Source organism: Staphylococcus sp. GDX8P54P (assembly GCF_017893165.1).
Lineage (GTDB): Bacteria > Bacillota > Bacilli > Staphylococcales > Staphylococcaceae > Staphylococcus > Staphylococcus borealis.
On the sequence record NZ_JAESMM010000011.1, the window covers coordinates 1 to 17,549 of the forward strand.

The 17,549-nt window shown below is 33.0% G+C and carries 14 protein-coding genes, 1 pseudogene and 1 other annotated feature; of the genes and pseudogenes, 1 reads left to right on the top strand and 14 read right to left on the bottom strand.

Going from position 1 to position 17,549, the window contains the following annotated elements:
- Positions 1-21: 21 nt before the first annotated feature.
- The 4 genes and pseudogenes from radC to KA909_RS05675 all read right to left on the bottom strand — a co-directional run.
- Positions 22-561: pseudogene (radC, locus tag KA909_RS05660) on the bottom strand (RadC family protein); the annotation flags it as partial.
- Between the two features lie 15 nt (positions 562-576).
- Positions 577-1,272, bottom strand: a complete 696-nt coding sequence (locus tag KA909_RS13750; protein ID WP_398577032.1) for a prepilin peptidase — start codon at positions 1,270-1,272, stop codon at positions 577-579.
- Positions 1,273-1,465: 193 nt separating this feature from the next.
- Positions 1,466-2,728: a bifunctional folylpolyglutamate synthase/dihydrofolate synthase gene (locus tag KA909_RS05670; protein ID WP_053029583.1), complete on the bottom strand. Its 1,263-nt coding sequence runs from the start codon at positions 2,726-2,728 to the stop codon at positions 1,466-1,468.
- A gap of 11 nt (positions 2,729-2,739) precedes the next feature.
- Entirely contained in the window at positions 2,740-5,370 is a 2,631-nt protein-coding gene (locus KA909_RS05675; RefSeq protein WP_210130036.1) for a valine--tRNA ligase, read from the bottom strand.
- Between the two features lie 44 nt (positions 5,371-5,414).
- Positions 5,415-5,633 (bottom strand) — a binding site (T-box leader).
- Positions 5,634-5,689: 56 nt separating this feature from the next.
- On the opposite strand from KA909_RS05675, the gene KA909_RS05680 reads away from it, so the two are divergent.
- Positions 5,690-6,244 carry a DNA-3-methyladenine glycosylase I gene (locus tag KA909_RS05680; protein WP_075108325.1) on the top strand — a complete coding sequence of 185 codons (555 nt, stop codon included), beginning with the start codon at positions 5,690-5,692 and terminating at the stop codon, positions 6,242-6,244.
- A 210-nt stretch (positions 6,245-6,454) separates the two neighbouring features.
- Here KA909_RS05680 and KA909_RS05685 read toward each other — a convergent pair whose 3' ends face one another.
- The 10 genes from KA909_RS05685 to tig all read right to left on the bottom strand — a co-directional run bounded on the left by KA909_RS05685 (position 6,455) and on the right by tig (position 17,423).
- Complete coding sequence (locus tag KA909_RS05685; protein ID WP_193839247.1) at positions 6,455-7,531, bottom strand: AbrB family transcriptional regulator; 1,077 nt, start codon at positions 7,529-7,531, stop codon at positions 6,455-6,457.
- Positions 7,532-7,611: 80 nt separating this feature from the next.
- Positions 7,612-8,895: a glutamate-1-semialdehyde 2,1-aminomutase gene (hemL, locus tag KA909_RS05690; protein WP_193839246.1), complete on the bottom strand. Its 1,284-nt coding sequence runs from the start codon at positions 8,893-8,895 to the stop codon at positions 7,612-7,614.
- Positions 8,896-8,919: 24 nt separating this feature from the next.
- Complete coding sequence (gene hemB, locus KA909_RS05695) at positions 8,920-9,894, bottom strand: porphobilinogen synthase (protein ID WP_075108322.1); 975 nt, start codon at positions 9,892-9,894, stop codon at positions 8,920-8,922.
- Positions 9,884-10,564, bottom strand: coding sequence for a uroporphyrinogen-III synthase (locus KA909_RS05700; protein ID WP_075108321.1), 681 nt, complete (start codon positions 10,562-10,564; stop codon positions 9,884-9,886). The genes hemB and KA909_RS05700 overlap by 11 nt, the downstream gene beginning before the upstream one ends.
- A gap of 26 nt (positions 10,565-10,590) precedes the next feature.
- Complete coding sequence (gene hemC / locus KA909_RS05705) at positions 10,591-11,523, bottom strand: hydroxymethylbilane synthase (RefSeq protein WP_075108320.1); 933 nt, start codon at positions 11,521-11,523, stop codon at positions 10,591-10,593.
- A 31-nt stretch (positions 11,524-11,554) separates the two neighbouring features.
- Positions 11,555-12,367, bottom strand: coding sequence for a cytochrome C assembly family protein (locus KA909_RS05710; RefSeq protein WP_075108319.1), 813 nt, complete (start codon positions 12,365-12,367; stop codon positions 11,555-11,557).
- Positions 12,368-12,388: 21 nt separating this feature from the next.
- Positions 12,389-13,735 carry a glutamyl-tRNA reductase gene (gene hemA / locus KA909_RS05715; RefSeq protein WP_193839245.1) on the bottom strand — a complete coding sequence of 449 codons (1,347 nt, stop codon included), beginning with the start codon at positions 13,733-13,735 and terminating at the stop codon, positions 12,389-12,391.
- A gap of 170 nt (positions 13,736-13,905) precedes the next feature.
- Positions 13,906-14,493, bottom strand: a complete 588-nt coding sequence (gene yihA / locus KA909_RS05720) for a ribosome biogenesis GTP-binding protein YihA/YsxC (protein WP_193839244.1) — start codon at positions 14,491-14,493, stop codon at positions 13,906-13,908.
- 205 nt (positions 14,494-14,698) lie between these two features.
- On the bottom strand, positions 14,699-15,961 hold the full coding sequence (gene clpX, locus KA909_RS05725) for an ATP-dependent Clp protease ATP-binding subunit ClpX (RefSeq protein ID WP_070854903.1): 1,263 nt from the start codon (positions 15,959-15,961) through the stop codon (positions 14,699-14,701).
- Between the two features lie 157 nt (positions 15,962-16,118).
- A complete protein-coding gene (gene tig / locus KA909_RS05730; RefSeq protein WP_053029595.1) occupies positions 16,119-17,423 on the bottom strand; it encodes a trigger factor in 1,305 nt (434 codons plus the stop codon).
- Positions 17,424-17,549: the final 126 nt, after the last annotated feature.

Here is a 17,549-nt window from a genome sequence, read left to right on the forward strand (position 1 = left end):
AGTTTAGGATACTATGTTTAAGACATCGCCAGAAGGATGGTTATGTAATACGATAATGGCATTACTAGATGCTCTAATAGCTGCTTTAAAGACTTCTCGTGGATGAATAACTGATGAATTCAATGTTCCTTTATAAATTGTTTCTTCTTTAATAACAATATTTTTAGAATTTAATAAGAGTACAACAAAATGTTCTTGAGTCAAATCTTTCATCTTTGACATCATAATATCTGCAACGTCACTTGGAGATGTTATTTTAATCTTTTCACTAAGGTCTCTAGCATACATTCTCTCACCTAGTTCAAAAGCAGCTTTAAGTATGACTGCTTTATATAATCCTATTCCTTTAATTTTTGTAAAGTCATTTATTGATAAATGTTTGAGCGCTTTTAAACCATCAAAACGTATGATTAATTCATTGGCAATATCTATACTTGAAAATCCTTGCCTTCCTGTATTAATAAGAATTGCCAACAACTCACTATTAGATAAGCTTTTCTCTCCATTATGTATGAGTCGCTCTCTAGGTAATTCAGACTTTGCCATACTTTTAATTCTCAATAATTATCAACCTTTCTATAAATACATTAGTGTGTACTGATGTAAACAGCTTGCAAATATAAATCCAATAAACATAAATGGTACAAATGGAATATACGTTTGCTGTTTCGTAATGAGTAAAACTGAAGAAACGATAATAGCAATAAAAAGTGTAAAGAGTAAAAATATTACGTAAAAGTGATAAGGGAAAAAGCAGGATAAAATGGTTAAAAGTAGTATATCACCGTAGCCTATGTGTTTAGGGGATAAAAAATAAAATAGATGTAATATGAAGAAAAAAATAATAAATGTGGAAAAATAAAATATTGAGTGTGCCGTACACACTATCGCGAAGAGAATTAACATAAATACATTAATGGATAATGTTTCTATATCATATAGTGCCATGGTCAGTAAAAATAAATACGTGGTAATGAAAAGGGATAAATGCACTTGGACGTCGAAATAAATAATTATCGGAATCAGTATAAACGATAAGCATTCTCCTATAATATAATGACGTTTTAACTTATTGTGACAACAAGCGGTGTTCCCTCTTAAAATAAAAAAGCTAAGTATAGGTATTAGAACAAACCATTGTAATTTCGAGTCACAATAATCACATTTAGAACGCATTGTTAGATAATTGAATTTCAATTGCGTCATATTTGTCAGTTGATATAAAAAACTAAAGAGAACACTACAAACAAAAGACGTTATTAGCACTAGCATCACCTATAATAAGTATAACGTTTCCCCTTTAAAAGTAAATAAGTTGTGTAATTTATATTATAAATAATATATAGTATCTAAAAAACAGGGAGTAATTGAAGCGGTTTTTTAAATTTTCGTTATAACTAAAATTCCCAAGTCAACTAGGTATTTTTTAGTTACCTAGACAACTTGGGAATAAACTACTTTAAATTTAAAACTCAGTATTACTTTTTACTTCACTTATAAAATACAAACTACCGGTAATTAATAGCCCGTCACCATCGTAATTCTTTATAAACGACACATAGTCATCGATGAATTCAATATTTTCTAGATTTACTTGTTCGGACAATTCCTCTTTAGTTAGTGCTTTAGGGAAATCAAATTCAGTGAAATATAAGTGATTTGATATTTCTTCAAGTTTATTAAGCATACCGTGAACCGGTTTACCTTTTATGGCTGAGAAAAGAATATCCATTTTTTCATTGTCATAATAATTTTTGATAGTATCAATTAGTGCTTCAATACTTTCATTATTATGCGCACCATCGATAATCATTAATGGATTCTCTTTGACTTGTTCAATGCGACCAGTCCATGTAACACTCTCAATTGCATCAATCATCTTATTAAAATCCAAAGTGATAACATCTTGCTCGTAAAGTTCTATCAGTGCAGTAATGGCGAGAGATGCATTTTCTTTTTGATGTTCTCCAAGCATATTTAGAATAATTGTTTCGAGCTCATAATCTTTATATCGGTAAGTAAATTCATCATCTTGTGAAACCACAACGATTTCACGATCAAGTTCAATAGGTTTTGCTTCAGTACTCTCTGCAAGATCACGGATATATTTAAGTGCTTCCTCATTCTTAACAGCATAAATGACAGGTGTATTCGGCTTGATAATTGCACCTTTATCTTTTGCAATATCTAAATATGTGTTGCCTAATATATCTGTATGATCTAATCCTATACTTGTAAGTACTGAGAGAATTGGATTAAACACATTAGTGGAATCATTTTTTATACCTAATCCCGCTTCAACAACAACGAAATCAACTGGATGGATTTGACCAAAGTAAACGAACATCATCGTTGTGATGATTTCAAATTCAGTAGCGCCACCTAATTCTGTTTCTTGTTCTAAAGCTTCACTAATTGGTTTAACTATTTCAACTAATTCAACAATTTCATCATTTGTAATTGGAAGTCCATTTAAACTGATTCTTTCGTTGAACGTTTCAATAAATGGAGAAGTGAACGTTCCTACTTCATAACCATTTTCAACTAAAGCGGCTCTTATATAAGCGACAGTTGAGCCTTTACCATTTGTACCACCAACATGTATGCCTCTGATATTTAATTGAGGATTATTCAAACGATCTAGCATCCATTCCATACGTTTTACACCGGGTTTGATACCAAATTTAGTTCTCTCATGTATCCAATACAAACTCTCTAGGTAATTCATTGGCGATTCTCCTATGCTTTTAATTGTTCAATTCTGTTTTTCACACCATCATATTTTTCTTGATAACGTTGTTGTTTTTCTTTTTCTTCGTTGATGATTTTTTCTGGCGCTTTATTAACAAAATTTTCATTAGATAATTTTTTATCAACACGATCTAGTTCTTTTTGTAATTTATCTAATTCTTTTTCTAAGCGTGCAATTTCTTTATCCATATCGATTAAACCTTCTAAAGGCAATACAACTTTACCAGCAACTACAACTGCAGTCATCGCTTTTTCTGGTATATCAATATGTGTATCTATCGTTAATTCACTTGGATTACAGAATTTATGAATATAATCTGCATTTTCAATAAGTGTTGCTTTAATATTTTCATCTTTGGCTTGAATGAAAATAGGAATAGCTTTTGAAAGTGGTGTATTCACTTCAACACGTGATTGTCTTACAGATTTGATGATTTCAACTAATTGTTGCATCGTTTGTTTACTATCTTCAAAGATATATTCTTCTTTAACAGTTGGCCATGATGCTTTTACAATTGTTTCTCCTTCATGTGGAAGACTTTGCCATATCTTCTCAGTGACAAATGGCATGAATGGATGTAACATTCTCATTGTTTGATCAAGTGTGTAACTTAAAACAGAACGTGTTGTTTGTTTTTGTACCTCATCATCACCATTCATTGGGATTTTACTCATTTCAATGTACCAATCACAGAATTCATCCCAAATGAAGTTATATAATGCTCGACCAACTTCACCAAATTCATATTTCTCGCTTAAGTTTGTAACTGTTTCTATTGTTTCGTTTAAGCGAGTTAGTATCCATTTATCTGCAAGGGATAAATTACCACTTAAGTCGATATCTTCGAATTTAAATTCTTCTCCAATATTCATTAAACTGAAACGTGCACCGTTCCAAATTTTATTAATGAAATTCCAAACGGATTCTACTTTTTCAGTAGAGTAACGTAAATCATGACCAGGTGATGATCCTGTTGCTAAGAAATATCTGAGACTGTCTGCCCCATATTCTTCAATAACATCCATAGGGTCTACACCATTACCTAAAGACTTACTCATTTTTCGACCATCTTCAGCTCGAACTAATCCATGAAGTAAAACATCATTGAATGGTCTTCTATCTGTAAATTCCAGACCTTGGAATATCATTCTCGCAACCCAGAAAAAGATAATGTCATAACCCGTTACTAACGCATTCGTAGGATAGTAGCGTTTGTAATCGTCGGCATCGATATTTGGCCAACCTAAAGTTGAGAACGGCCATAACGCGCTTGAGAACCAAGTATCTAATACATCTTCATCTTGTTCCCAATTATCAATGTCTTTAGGTGCTTCTTCTCCAACATAAATATCTCCTGTTTCTTTATGATACCATGCAGGAATTTGGTGTCCCCACCATAATTGTCTAGAAATCGTCCAGTCTCTAATTTCTTCCATCCAGCGATTGAAAGTATTCTCAAAACGTGGTGGATAAAAATCAATGCGATCATCCGTTTTTTGATTATCAAGTGAACGTTGTGCTAGTGGTTTCATTTTTACAAACCATTGCGTAGATAAGTACGGCTCAACAATAGCACCAGAACGTTCAGAATGCCCAACTGAGTGAACGTGCGCTTCAATTTTAATAACTAAATCTTGCGCTTTTAAGTCTTCAACTAACTGTTTACGGCATTCGAAGCGATCTAAACCAGCATATTTACCAGCTTTTTCGTTCATTTTACCATTTTCATCCATGACTATAATATTTTCTAAATCATGTCGTTGCCCAATTTCAAAGTCATTTGGATCGTGTGCAGGTGTAACTTTCATTGCCCCACTACCAAAATCAATATCAACATATTCATCAGCTAATATTGGTAATTCACGACCAACAATAGGTAATATAACTGTCTTTCCAATTACATCTTTATAGCGGTCATCATTTGGATTTACTACTATAGCAGTATCTCCTAACATTGTTTCAGGTCTTGTTGTTGCGATTTCAATATACCCTTCACCATCAGCATAAGGATATTTAAAATGATAAAAATGACCTTCAACGTCTTCATGAATGACTTCAATATCTGATAGCGCAGTTCGAGCTTCGGGATCCCAGTTAATAATACGTTCTCCACGATAGATGATACCTTTATTGTATAAGTCAACAAAGACTTTTCTCACTGCTTTACTTAATCCGTCATCCAAAGTAAATCGTTCTTGACTATAATCAAGTCCTAAACCTAATTTAGCCCATTGTTGGCGAATAAATGATGCGTATTCCTCTTTCCATGACCAAGCATGTTCTAAGAACTTCTCACGCCCAATATCATGACGAGAAATGCCTTGTTCTTTTAATTTAGCATCTACCTTAGCTTGAGTAGCAATACCAGCATGGTCCATACCAGGTAAATATAAAGTGTCATAACCTTGCATACGTTTCATTCGCGTAATGATATCTTGTAACGTTGTATCCCATGCATGTCCAAGATGTAATTTACCTGTTACATTGGGTGGTGGAATTACAATTGTATATGTTTCTTTTGATTTGTCTTCTGAGGGTTTGAAATAACCATTCTTTACCCATTCTTCATAACGCCCAGCCTCAACTTCGCGTGGATTATACTTAGGCTCCATGTTCATCGATTAAAAACCTCCTAATAATTAAAAAAACATCCTCCTAAATAACATAGGACGGATGTTCCGTGGTACCACCTAAATTCAAGCATATATCCATATACTTGCACTTAATTTGATTAACGCTCAAACACGCTTTTATCTACTTATTAATTGTTCAATAAAAGTTCAAGTGGGCTACCTTCAGATTGAATGTTATACATATTTACACCGACCATATGCTCTCTGTGCTATCATTCAAACTTACTCTTCCCAATAATATATTTCATTACTTAATTATAGTATAATGGAAATCGTGATAAGTCAATCTCTTGGAGGTATATTTATGAATGAATGTGCATTTAGCACAACAGACCCGACTTACTTAGATTATCATGACAATGTCTGGGGACAACCTATGTATGATAGTAAAGCATTGTTTAAACTTTTAGCTCTAGAATCTCAACACGCTGGGCTATCATGGCTCACTATATTAAAAAAGAAGCACTCATATGAAGAAGCATTTTACAACTTCGAACCAAGCAAAATTGCACAAATGACACCAAGTGATATTGATGCATTAATGGAATTTCCAAATATTGTTCATAATCGTAAAAAGTTAGAAGCCATTGTGTCACAAGCCAAGGGCTATTTCGAAATAGAAAAAGACTATGGTAGCTTTAGCCACTTTTTATGGTCTTATGTAAATCACAAACCCATTGATTTAAACTACACAAATGCTTCGGAAAGATTAACCGTAGATGATCGTGCTAAGCAATTGTCTAAAGACTTAAAAAAATATGGCTTTAAGTTTCTTGGTCCAGTAACCGTATTTTCATTTTTAGAAGCGGCTGGGTTATATGACGCTCATTTAAAAGGATGCCCATCTAAACCTTCATAAAATTAATATGGGGTGGCACAGAAATAAAATATATTTGTTGTCCCACCCCAGCTTGCTTAGCTTGTAGCTTTTTATGATGACATTCACTTAGCTAGGACCCGGCTAGCAAGGATAACTAGGTTTGTTAAACGTTTGATTTAAGCATCTACTTAGTTCAATCGGCTACTGTAAATTTACCAAGTAGTATTATCTAACTATTTTGCCCCAACCTCATCTTTTTTTCAGAAATTTCGATATACCACCACGTAAGAAAAAGCCGATGATAGGTGCTACTACAAATAAAATAAAAAAGATTCTAAATATATGGAAACTGGAAATCATTGCCACATCTGCCCCAGTTGCCATTGCGACTAGAACAATTTGACTCATACCTCCCGGCGCCCCACCTAAAAATAATTCATTAATATTATTATTTGTAAACAGATGCACAACGTATACCATGATAAATGATCCAATGATTAAAAAGACATTTTGATAAATTATAGCTACGGCAATACGACCTTTTAAATCTGAGAGTAAATTGGCAATCTGTAGTCCGATTCTAATCATATATATCACTTGTGCAGAAGCAAGGATATAGTTATCCAATGTAAATATGTGTTGTGTCGTCAAATTCCAAATAACCAAAACTAATATAGGCGCTAATAATTGTTTAGTAGGAAAATTAATTTTCGCCATAAAACTATAAACAATGGCAATACAACACACGAGTAATATTACTTGCGATAAGTTAAGTACTTCTGTTAGTGGTGGTGCTTTCAGAGGCGTTACGCCATTATCACCATGACTACTAAAGAAATATGAAATCATTGGTACTAATATCACTACAAAAATGACTCGAGACGTTTGCGTTAAACTCACCACGAGTATATTTGCATTTTTATTTTCCTCAGCCATGATCAACATTTGACTTAATGCACCGGGTATAACACTTAATATCGCCGTTTCAGTGTTAACATTTGCTATTTTCTTAAAAAAGAATGCTATCAGTAGCGATAAAATGATGAGTAATAGTGTAACAATTATAATTGTCAGCCAATCATCATTGATATCATGAAGCACTTCAATTGTGAATGTCGATCCGATTTGAACACCTAATAAAATAAGACCAATCTGACTGAACCAAAAAGGCCATTTAACCTCTAATTTAAATACTTTAATGACAATTATTGATGCAATAATAGGACCAAACATAAATGGTAAAAGAATGTGTGCAACATGCAGTATCAAGCTTATTACAATTGCTGTCACTAAAAGAATAAAGTTATTGATCCATATTTTTTTCATTATGCATCCACTTCTTTCATTAAAAATGAGGTTAAGACATCATCGAGTTGAAAGTCCTAACCTCATTCTATTTCATAACATTATACAATACGACTTAGAGCAGTATCAAATGCTTGGATGGTTTTTTCAATGTCTTCTTTACTATGTGCTGTAGATAAAAAAGTACCTTCAAATTGAGATGGTGGTAAGAATACCCCTTCTTTTGCCATTTCACGATACATTTGACTAAATCGTTCTAAATCACTTTTATTTGCTTCTTCAAAATTAGTGACAGGTCCTTCATTTAGGAAGTATCCAATCATAGAACCAGCTCTATTTATAGTGATTGGGACGTTATGTTTACTGAAGACTTTTTTAAGTCCCTCTTCTAACATATCACCTAATTCTTGGAAATAGTCATATGACTCAGGTGTCAATTGACTTAATGTTTCATAACCACTTGTCATCGCTAACGGGTTACCTGAAAGTGTTCCTGCTTGATAAATATTACCTACTGGCGCAATTTTATCCATTATTTCTTTTTTACCACCAAAAGCACCTACTGGTAGTCCGCCACCGATAACTTTACCTAAGCAAGTAAGATCTGGAGTAATACCAAAGTAACCTTGTGCACAATTGTATCCTACTCGGAAACCTGTCATAACCTCATCAAAAATAAGAAGTGCACCATAATCATTTGTAATATCACGTAATCCTTGTAAAAATCCATCTTTAGGTGGAACAACACCCATATTACCTGCAACAGGCTCTACAATAATACCAGCTATATCATCCCCGTAATTCTCAAATGCAACTTTAATTGCATCAAGATCATTATAAGGAACGGTGATTGTATTTTTAGCAGTGCCTTCAGGTACACCAGGTGAATCAGGTAAGCCAAGTGTTGCAACACCAGAACCCGCTTTAATTAATAATGAATCACTATGGCCGTGATAACATCCTTCAAATTTAACGATTTTATTACGTCCTGTATAACCACGAGCCAATCGTAAAGCTGCTAATGTTGCTTCAGTTCCAGACGAAACCATACGTACCTTTTCAATTGATGGCACACGTTCGATAACTAATTCAGCAAGTTTATTTTCCTCTAAAGTAGATGCACCAAAACTTGTGCCTCTATCTACAGCTTCATGAAGTTTTTTAATGACTTGTTCATTCTTATGTCCTAGAATTAATGGCCCCCAACTTAATACATAATCAATATATTCATTGCCATCAATATCATAAATTCTTGATCCTTTAGCATGATCCATAAAAATTGCTGGTGTATCTACAGATTTAAATGCTCTTACAGGGCTATTAACACCACCTGGCATTAGATTTTCAGCAATTTGCATTGCCTCTATCGATTTCTCGTAACCCATATCAAAGTCCTCCTACTAGTTATTTTATTTATCTAAATAACGACAAATGTCTTTAGCAAAGTAAGTAATAATCATATCTGCGCCAGCGCGTTTCATAGAAACCATTTGTTCCATAACAACACGTTCTTCATCAATCCAACCATTTTGAGCTGCAGCTTTCGTCATCGCATATTCACCACTAACGTTATAAGCGATAACAGGAATATTTGTATTATTTTTAACATCTCTAACAATATCTAAGTAACTTAACGCAGGTTTTACGATCATCATATCTGCGCCTTCTTTTAAGTCACTTTCAAGTTCACGGAATGCTTCTAACCGATTTGCAGGATCCATTTGATATGTTTTTCTATCTCCAAATGACGGTGCAGAGTCTGCCGCATCTCTGAATGGTCCAAAGAAGCTTGATGCGTATTTAATGCCGTAACTCATAATTGGAACATTATAATAACCTGCGTCATCCAAGCCTTTTCGAATTTCAGCGACAAAACCATCCATCATATTACTTGGTGCAATAATATCAGCACCTGCTTCAACTTGTGAAATAGCCGTTCTAACAAGCAATGGTAAGGATTTATCATTATCTACATCATGCGTATGCTCATCGATCACACCACAATGTCCGTGGTCTGTATATTCACATAAACATGTATCTGCAACGATTAATAAATCTTGATGCAATGCTTTGGCTTTTCTAGTCGCTTCTTGAATAATGCCATTATGATCATATGCACCGGAACCTACATCATCTTTAGCATTCGGCACACCAAAGAACATAATCGCTCTTATACCTAAGTCATATGCCTCATTAATTTCATCATCTAACAAATTTAAACTGATTTGATAAACGCCAGGAAGTGATTTTATTTCACTTTTTACATCATCTTTTTCAACTACAAATATTGGATAAATTAAATCTTCTTTTCTAACATGATTTTCTCTAACTAAATTACGCATTGATTCTGATGAACGTAATCGTCTATGTCTATCAAATTTCATTATTATACCAACTTTCAATAATTTTATTTATAAGCGATTCTGAAGTTTGTTTATCTGCTACCAATGAATTTAAACCATGTTGATGTAATGTGTTCGCAGTTTGCTTTCCTATTGCAAAATAGTTATCAAACTGTTTCGGCACATCATGCTTTATATATGCGTTCACAGCAGAAGAACTTGAAAACGTTATAGCATCAATTTTATGACTTTCGACTTGTTGAATCACTTCACTAATATTTCTATCATTCGCAATAGGTTTATATAAATCGATTTTGGTCACACTATTAGTTTGTGCTAACGTTTGTTGAAGTTTAGGTCGCGCCATAGCACTACTTGGTATTAAAATAGATTGATTTTCTTGTTCAAACTGTTCTAACAATCCTTCTTGAGAGTAATCATCAGGAACAAAGTCCACATTAATATTTAACGTTTCACATAGCTCTGCTGTTTTCTTGCCAATAACTGCCACATAGTTAACATCTACTTGATTCAAATATTGATAAAATAATCGAACTGCATTTTTAGAGGAAAAAATAATCCAGTCATAATTATGATGCAAAACTTGAGAGTCAAATTCAAGTGATTGAATTTCAATAAATGGCTTATGCACTATGTCAACTAAATCACTATTAAATTCACTCGATTGCGTCATAACTACAACTGGTTTCATAATTCATTGCACCTCTATAATTTGGTTTAATGCGATTGTTCTTCGTTTAATTTTTTTATGATGTCATAAGCGCCTTGCTCTTTTAATACACGACTGACTTTTTCACCTAAATCAATTGGATTGCTACCAACCTCTGTATGTTCATATCTTTCTGAGCCATCTGGCGTCATAATGAGCCCAGTAAATTCAATTTCCCCATTTTCTTTGTTTGTGGCATAACCACCAATAGGTACTTGGCAACTTCCATCCATAGCCGAAAGGAATGTTCTTTCAGCAGTAACACAGTCTGCTACTGATTGATTATGGACTTTCTGCAATAATTCTAATAACTCGGTATCATCACTACGACATTCAATACCTAATGCACCCTGGCCGATAGCTGGTAATAAAACATCTTTATCTAAATACGTTGTAACGATGTCATCTGACCAACCCATGCGTCTCAATCCAGCAGCAGCTAAAATAATGGCATCATAATCTTCTGTTTCAAGTTTATGAAGGCGCGTGTCAATATTACCTCTTATCCATTTTATTTTTAAATTAGGATATTTAGATAAAATTTGAGCACCACGTCTTAATGAACTTGTTCCAATAATACTACCGTCTGGTAATTCATGTAATGGAACATGATTTTTTGAAATATAAGCATCAAACGGTACTTCCCTATCTGGAATACAACCTAAGGTTAAACCTTCAGGTATGATGCTTGGCACATCTTTAAGTGAGTGAATCGCCATGTCGATATCTTTGTCAAAAAGTTCTTGCTGAATCTCTTTGACGAATAACCCTTTTCCACCAACTTTAGATAGTTGTTTGTTTACAATGCGATCACCTTTTGTGACAATCTCTTTAATTTCAATTTCTAGAGTTGGATCCACTTCTTTTAACTTATCGATAAATTGTTGGCTCTGTGTTAAAGCAAGTTTACTTCTACGTGAGCCTACAACTAATTTGCGCATACTTGTTGCCTCCTAATGACATTTAAAAAATTTAAGTGAAATGCGTTGTAAAAAATAAATTAACCATACATAAGCAAAATAACACAATGTTAAAGTAGATTAAATAAATTGTTTTAAACCAGTGATTGATACGACTTATTAAATAAATAGCGTAGAAAATGGTAATAATTGACGATAGTACTACTTTAGGGTCAGCAAAGATACTATGACCAATGGCATACACGCCCCACTGAGCACCTAGGATAACACTTAAAATCAAGATGATGAATCCACCTAAAGATGAGTAGAACACAACGGTTTCAAGTGTAGCTACGCTACCAATCCTAAAATACTTTTGATCAAAATTCTTCTCTCTCAAATTTCGGTACTGAATAATATAAAGCAACGAATTAACAAAAGCTAAAGCAAAAAATGCATAACTTAATACTGCTAATCCAATGTGCACTAATAATAATTCATTAATGACTGCAACCCGTTGCACGTTTGTTGAATAATGTTCAGGTTGAAACGTATTCATCATTAATAAGATAAATCCTATTACATTAAGAAAGAACACAGAAAAACTTAATACTTTAACAACATTTAAAATCAGTGCAATACATATGATTATCCACGATAAAAAGAAAAATACATCAAATAACGAACTTAAAGGAATTCTATTATGTGAAGTGATATAAACAGACAAAGAGATTGTTTGTAATATCCAAACAATCCCTAATGTATAAATTCCCAATTGTCTAATTTTATGACTCTTTTTAACGAAGTCAATAAAATAACAGAGAATACTAATTAAATATATAATTAATATTATTTCATGAAATCTAATAAACAGGGTCTCTTGCATATTATCACCATATAAATATGCTTATTCAAAACTAAAGATATGACGGATAGACATTTCTTTTTCTTTTTGTGCTTTACGCGCTTTAATATGTTCGTAAGGATCTTCAGCATCAATATCAAATATGTTTTGAAATAGCTCTAATTTTTCATTACTTCTCTTATCATTACTCAATTCTTTGGCCTGTTTTATTGGATCTTTCAACATTTGATTGATAATACTTTTAGTGTGTTTCGAAATTATTGTACGTTCTCTATCTGTAAGATTAGGAAGCTTTCTGTCGATACTATCCATCGTTTCTGATTGGATTGTCATTGCTTTTTCACGTAACGCTCTAATAACAGGTACAACACCTAACATATTCACCCAATCGTTATGTGCCTGTACTTCATCAGGAATCTGACTGGCTATAAAATCTGCAGCCATTTGACGTTCTCGTAAATTTGCATCAACTAAACCTTTAAGGTCATCCACATCATAACTGAATATATTCTCACTAATGTTAACATCTGGTTCAATATCTCTAGGAACTGCAATATCAATTAACAGTAATGATGAAGCTTTTCTTTGAAGATTGACATCTTCTATCATAGATTTTGTAACAATAAAGTCTGGTGAACTTGTTGAACTGATAACAATATCCGCATCAGTCAATAGAGTTGGTAATGACTCAAGTGTATTATAATTCACGCCGTGCTTGTTTGCTAATTTATACGCATTAGTTTCAGTTCGATTTACAACAGTAATATCATCAATACCTGAACCTAACAAATTTAAAAGTGATAACTCACTCATTTCCCCTGCACCTATGATGATAGCTTGTTTACCTTTTAGTTTACCAAATACCTTTTTAGCTAATTCAACCGCAGCATATGAAACGCTAACAGCATTATCTGCTATATCAGTTTCATTATGCGCTTTTTTAGCGAATGTAATAGCCTGTTTAAATAAATGATTGAACATTGTACCAGTTGTTTGAAGATCTTGAGCTAAAAAGAATGCGTCTCTCATTTGTCCAAGAATTTGTGTTTCACCCAGTACAATAGAATCTAAGCCAGAAGTGACACGCAGTAAATGTTCAACTGCTTCGTCCCCCACTTTAACTTCTGACATTTGTTTTATATCATCTACTTCAAATCCAAATGAACGCGCTAAAAATCTTTGTATATAATAACGACCCGTATGGATTTGATCAACTATGGCATATACTTCAGTACGATTACATGTAGATAGAATAACGTTCTCTAAAATAGATTTAGTTTCGAACAAATCTTCATGGGCTAATCGTAAGGCATCATCTCTAAAAGCGACTTGCTCTCTAAGTGCTACATCGGCAGTGCGATGATTTATACTTAAAGCAATAAAATGCATTTATAACGCCCTCCAAATACTAACAATACTGTTAGTATAACACATAATTTAACGATTTTAAGTTGATTGCTCAAACAAATTAGAAAGATTCTAATTTAAAGTCAAAATTTTGACACTTTAAACATAAAACAATCTAAACAAAAGTTTCAACTTTGTTTAGATTGTAATGATTATAAATAATCAGCAATTAAATCCCATATTTGTTGCTGTTTAGTATTTTGAATTGATGAGTAACTAATGATCGTGTCATCAGGATCTAAATCTAATTTTTCTTTGATATTTTTGATGTGCTTTTGAACTTTGCCTTTAGCAATCTTGTCCTCTTTAGTACAGATGACTAAAGTAGGAATATCAAAATGTTTTAAATAATTATACATTAAAACATCATCTTCCGTAGGATTGTGGCGTAAGTCAACTAATTGAATAACTAACTTTAAACTTTCTCTTTTAGTCAGATACTCTTCTATCATTTTACCAAATTTTTCACGTTGAGATTTACTTACTTTTGCATATCCATATCCAGGTACATCAACAAATATTAATTGATCATCAATATTAAAGAAATTTAATGTTTGTGTTTTCCCTGGCTGTTGTGACGTACGTGCCATATTCTTTCTACCTATCATACTATTTATAAATGAGGATTTACCGACATTTGACCGTCCGCTTAACGCTACTTCAGATAAACCTGAATCTGGATACTGTGCTTCTTGAACTGCACTAATAATTAAATCAATATTATTAGGATTAATATTCATAGATTATCCTCTCTTTTAGAATTAATTTTAACTGTTTCATTATAATATATATTGTGATATTTCTAAACAAACAAATACTCAAAATAAAAAAGAGTGGAACGGAATTCAAATTGAATTCGAGGTCCCACTCCAATTTATAATTGTCTTGAATTTCTTTAACACTGGTGACTGTGAATCATTAAAGCATATTAAGCAATATATTTAATTAAGCAGATGTTTTACTATCATTCAATAAGTTGCCTTCAGCGTCATATAGTTCTGGTTCAACTTCATCATTAATTGTTTTATCTGTAATTACGACTTTAGTTACATCTTCTGATGATGGCACATCATACATGATATCAATTAATGCTTCTTCAATAATAGAACGTAAGCCACGTGCACCTGTTTTACGTTCAATTGCTTTTTCACTTACAGCAGCTAATGCTTCTTCTGTAAATTCTAACTCGACATTATCAAGTTCTAACATTTTAGTATATTGTTTTACTAAAGCGTTCTTAGGTTGCGTTAAAATATTTTTAAGCGCCTCTACATCTAATGTTTCTAAGTTAGCAACAATTGGCACACGTCCGATAAACTCAGGAATTAAACCATATGATTGTAAATCTTCTGGACGAATTTGTTCTAACAATGCTTCTTCATCATATTTATCCGCTTCATTACTTGCAAATCCAATTACTTTTTCACCTAAGCGACGTTTAATAACTTCATCGATGCCATCAAACGCACCACCTAAAATGAATAAGATATTCGTTGTATCAATTTGGATTAATTCTTGGTTTGGGTGTTTACGTCCACCTTGTGGTGGCACGCTAGCAGTCGTGCCTTCAAGAATTTTAAGTAAAGCTTGTTGAACACCTTCACCAGATACATCACGTGTAATAGACGTATTTTCAGATTTTCGAGCAATCTTATCAATCTCATCAACATAGATAATACCTTTTTCAGCTTTATCAATATCAAAGTCGGCTGCTTGAATTAATCGTAATAGAATATTCTCTACGTCATCACCAACGTAGCCAGCTTCTGTTAAACTTGTAGCATCTGCAATTGCAAATGGGACGTTTAACGTTTTGGCTAATGTTTGTGCGAGTAAAGTTTTACCGCTACCAGTTGGTCCTATTAACGCAATGTTACTTTTTTGTAACTCGACTTCGTCTTCATTAGGTCCTAATTGTTGAATACGTTTGTAGTGATTATATACAGCTACTGCTAAAGATTTTTTAGCTTTTTCTTGACCAATAACATATTCATTTAAATGATCCATAATTTCTTTCGGTGTAGGCAGTTCAGTAAATTCTTCAGAAGTCGTTTGAGCCAACTCTTCTTCCACAATTTCTGAACATAATTCGATACACTCATTACAGATATATACGCCACTTCCTGCGACTAATTTCTTAACTTGGTCTTGGTCCTTACCACAGAAAGAACATTTTAAATTTTCTTCATCTTCATTGAATTTAAACATTCATTTACACCTCTATTCTTAAACGACTATACTAGATAGCATTCTACAATGCAAATTCATGGTTAACAACTAAAATGCTTAAAACATAGAGTAGCAGGTTACATATATTGATGCACCTGCTACTTTAAATTTTAATTATTAATTTAACAATGAATTATTATTTGTCTTCTTTTGTAGATTCAACGTATTTAGCATTGTCTCTAAGTAAGTCAATAACTTTTTGAATACGTACATCATTTTTAATGATGTCTGTATTACCTAAAGTGTTTTTAATATCTTCTACAGAGATATTAAATTGTTTACTCATTTTTTCTAATTCTTTATCGATATCTTCATCAGTTGCTTCAATATTTTCTTTATCTGCAATTGCTGAAAGTGTTAAGTTTGTTTTAATGCGTTGTTCAGCGTCATCTTTCATTTGTTCTCTTAGTTGAGACTCATCTTGACCTGAAATTTGGAAATAAGTTTGTAAGTCTAATCCTTGTTGTTGAATTCTTTGACCAAATTCTTGAACCATACGATCTAATTCAGTATCAATCATTGCTTGAGGAATATCGATTGTTACATTATCAGTCGCTTTGTTAATTGCTTCTTCTTTTTCTACATTTTTAGCTTCTTCAGCTTTTTGTTCTGATAAACGTTTACGTAAGTTTTCTTTGTATTCATCAACACTATTAGCTTCAGAATCTAATTCATTAGCGATTTCGTCATCTAATTCTGGTACTTCTTTATATTTAATTTCGTTTACTTTTGTTTTGAAAGTAGCTTCTTTACCAGCTAATTCTTCAGCATGATATTCTTCAGGGAATGTAACAACTACGTCTTTTTCTTCACCTGTTTTAACGCCTACTAATTGATCTTCAAATCCAGGGATAAATGAACCTGAACCGATTTCAAGGTCATAACCGTCAGCTTGTCCACCTTCAAATTGTTCACCGTCTACATAGCCATCAAAGTCGATATTCACTGTATCACCATTTTCAACAGCGCCATCTTCTTTAACTACCATATCAGCTAAGTGACCTAAGCTGTGGTCAATTGCTTCTTGTAAATCTTCATCAGTTAATTCTGAATCTTGTTTTTCAATTTCTAAACCTTTGTAATCACCTAATTGAACTTCTGGTTCAACCGTTACAGTAGCTTCAAATTCGAAATCTTTACCTTTTTCAATTTGTGTAACATTAATTTCAGGTTGTGCTACTGGGTTAATACCAGTTTCATCAATCGCTTCACCATAAGCTTCAGGTAATAGAATGTCTACTGCATCTTGATATAATGCTTCTACACCGAAACGTTGTTCAAAGATAGGACGAGGCACTTTACCTTTACGGAAACCAGGCACGTTAATTTGTTTAACTACTTTTTTAAATGCTTGATCTAATGCTTTGTCTACTTTTTCTGCTGGAACTGTAACTTTTAATAATCCTTCGTTACCTTCCTTTTTTTCCCAAGTTGCTGTCATGTATAAATACCTCCATGATTACATTTTTATTTTTTCAACTTCCCTATTATAGCACACGTCCAATACGGACACAAACAGTCTTTTATAGGGCTTTAAAACACTTTTAAATTTCAATAATCTAACTTT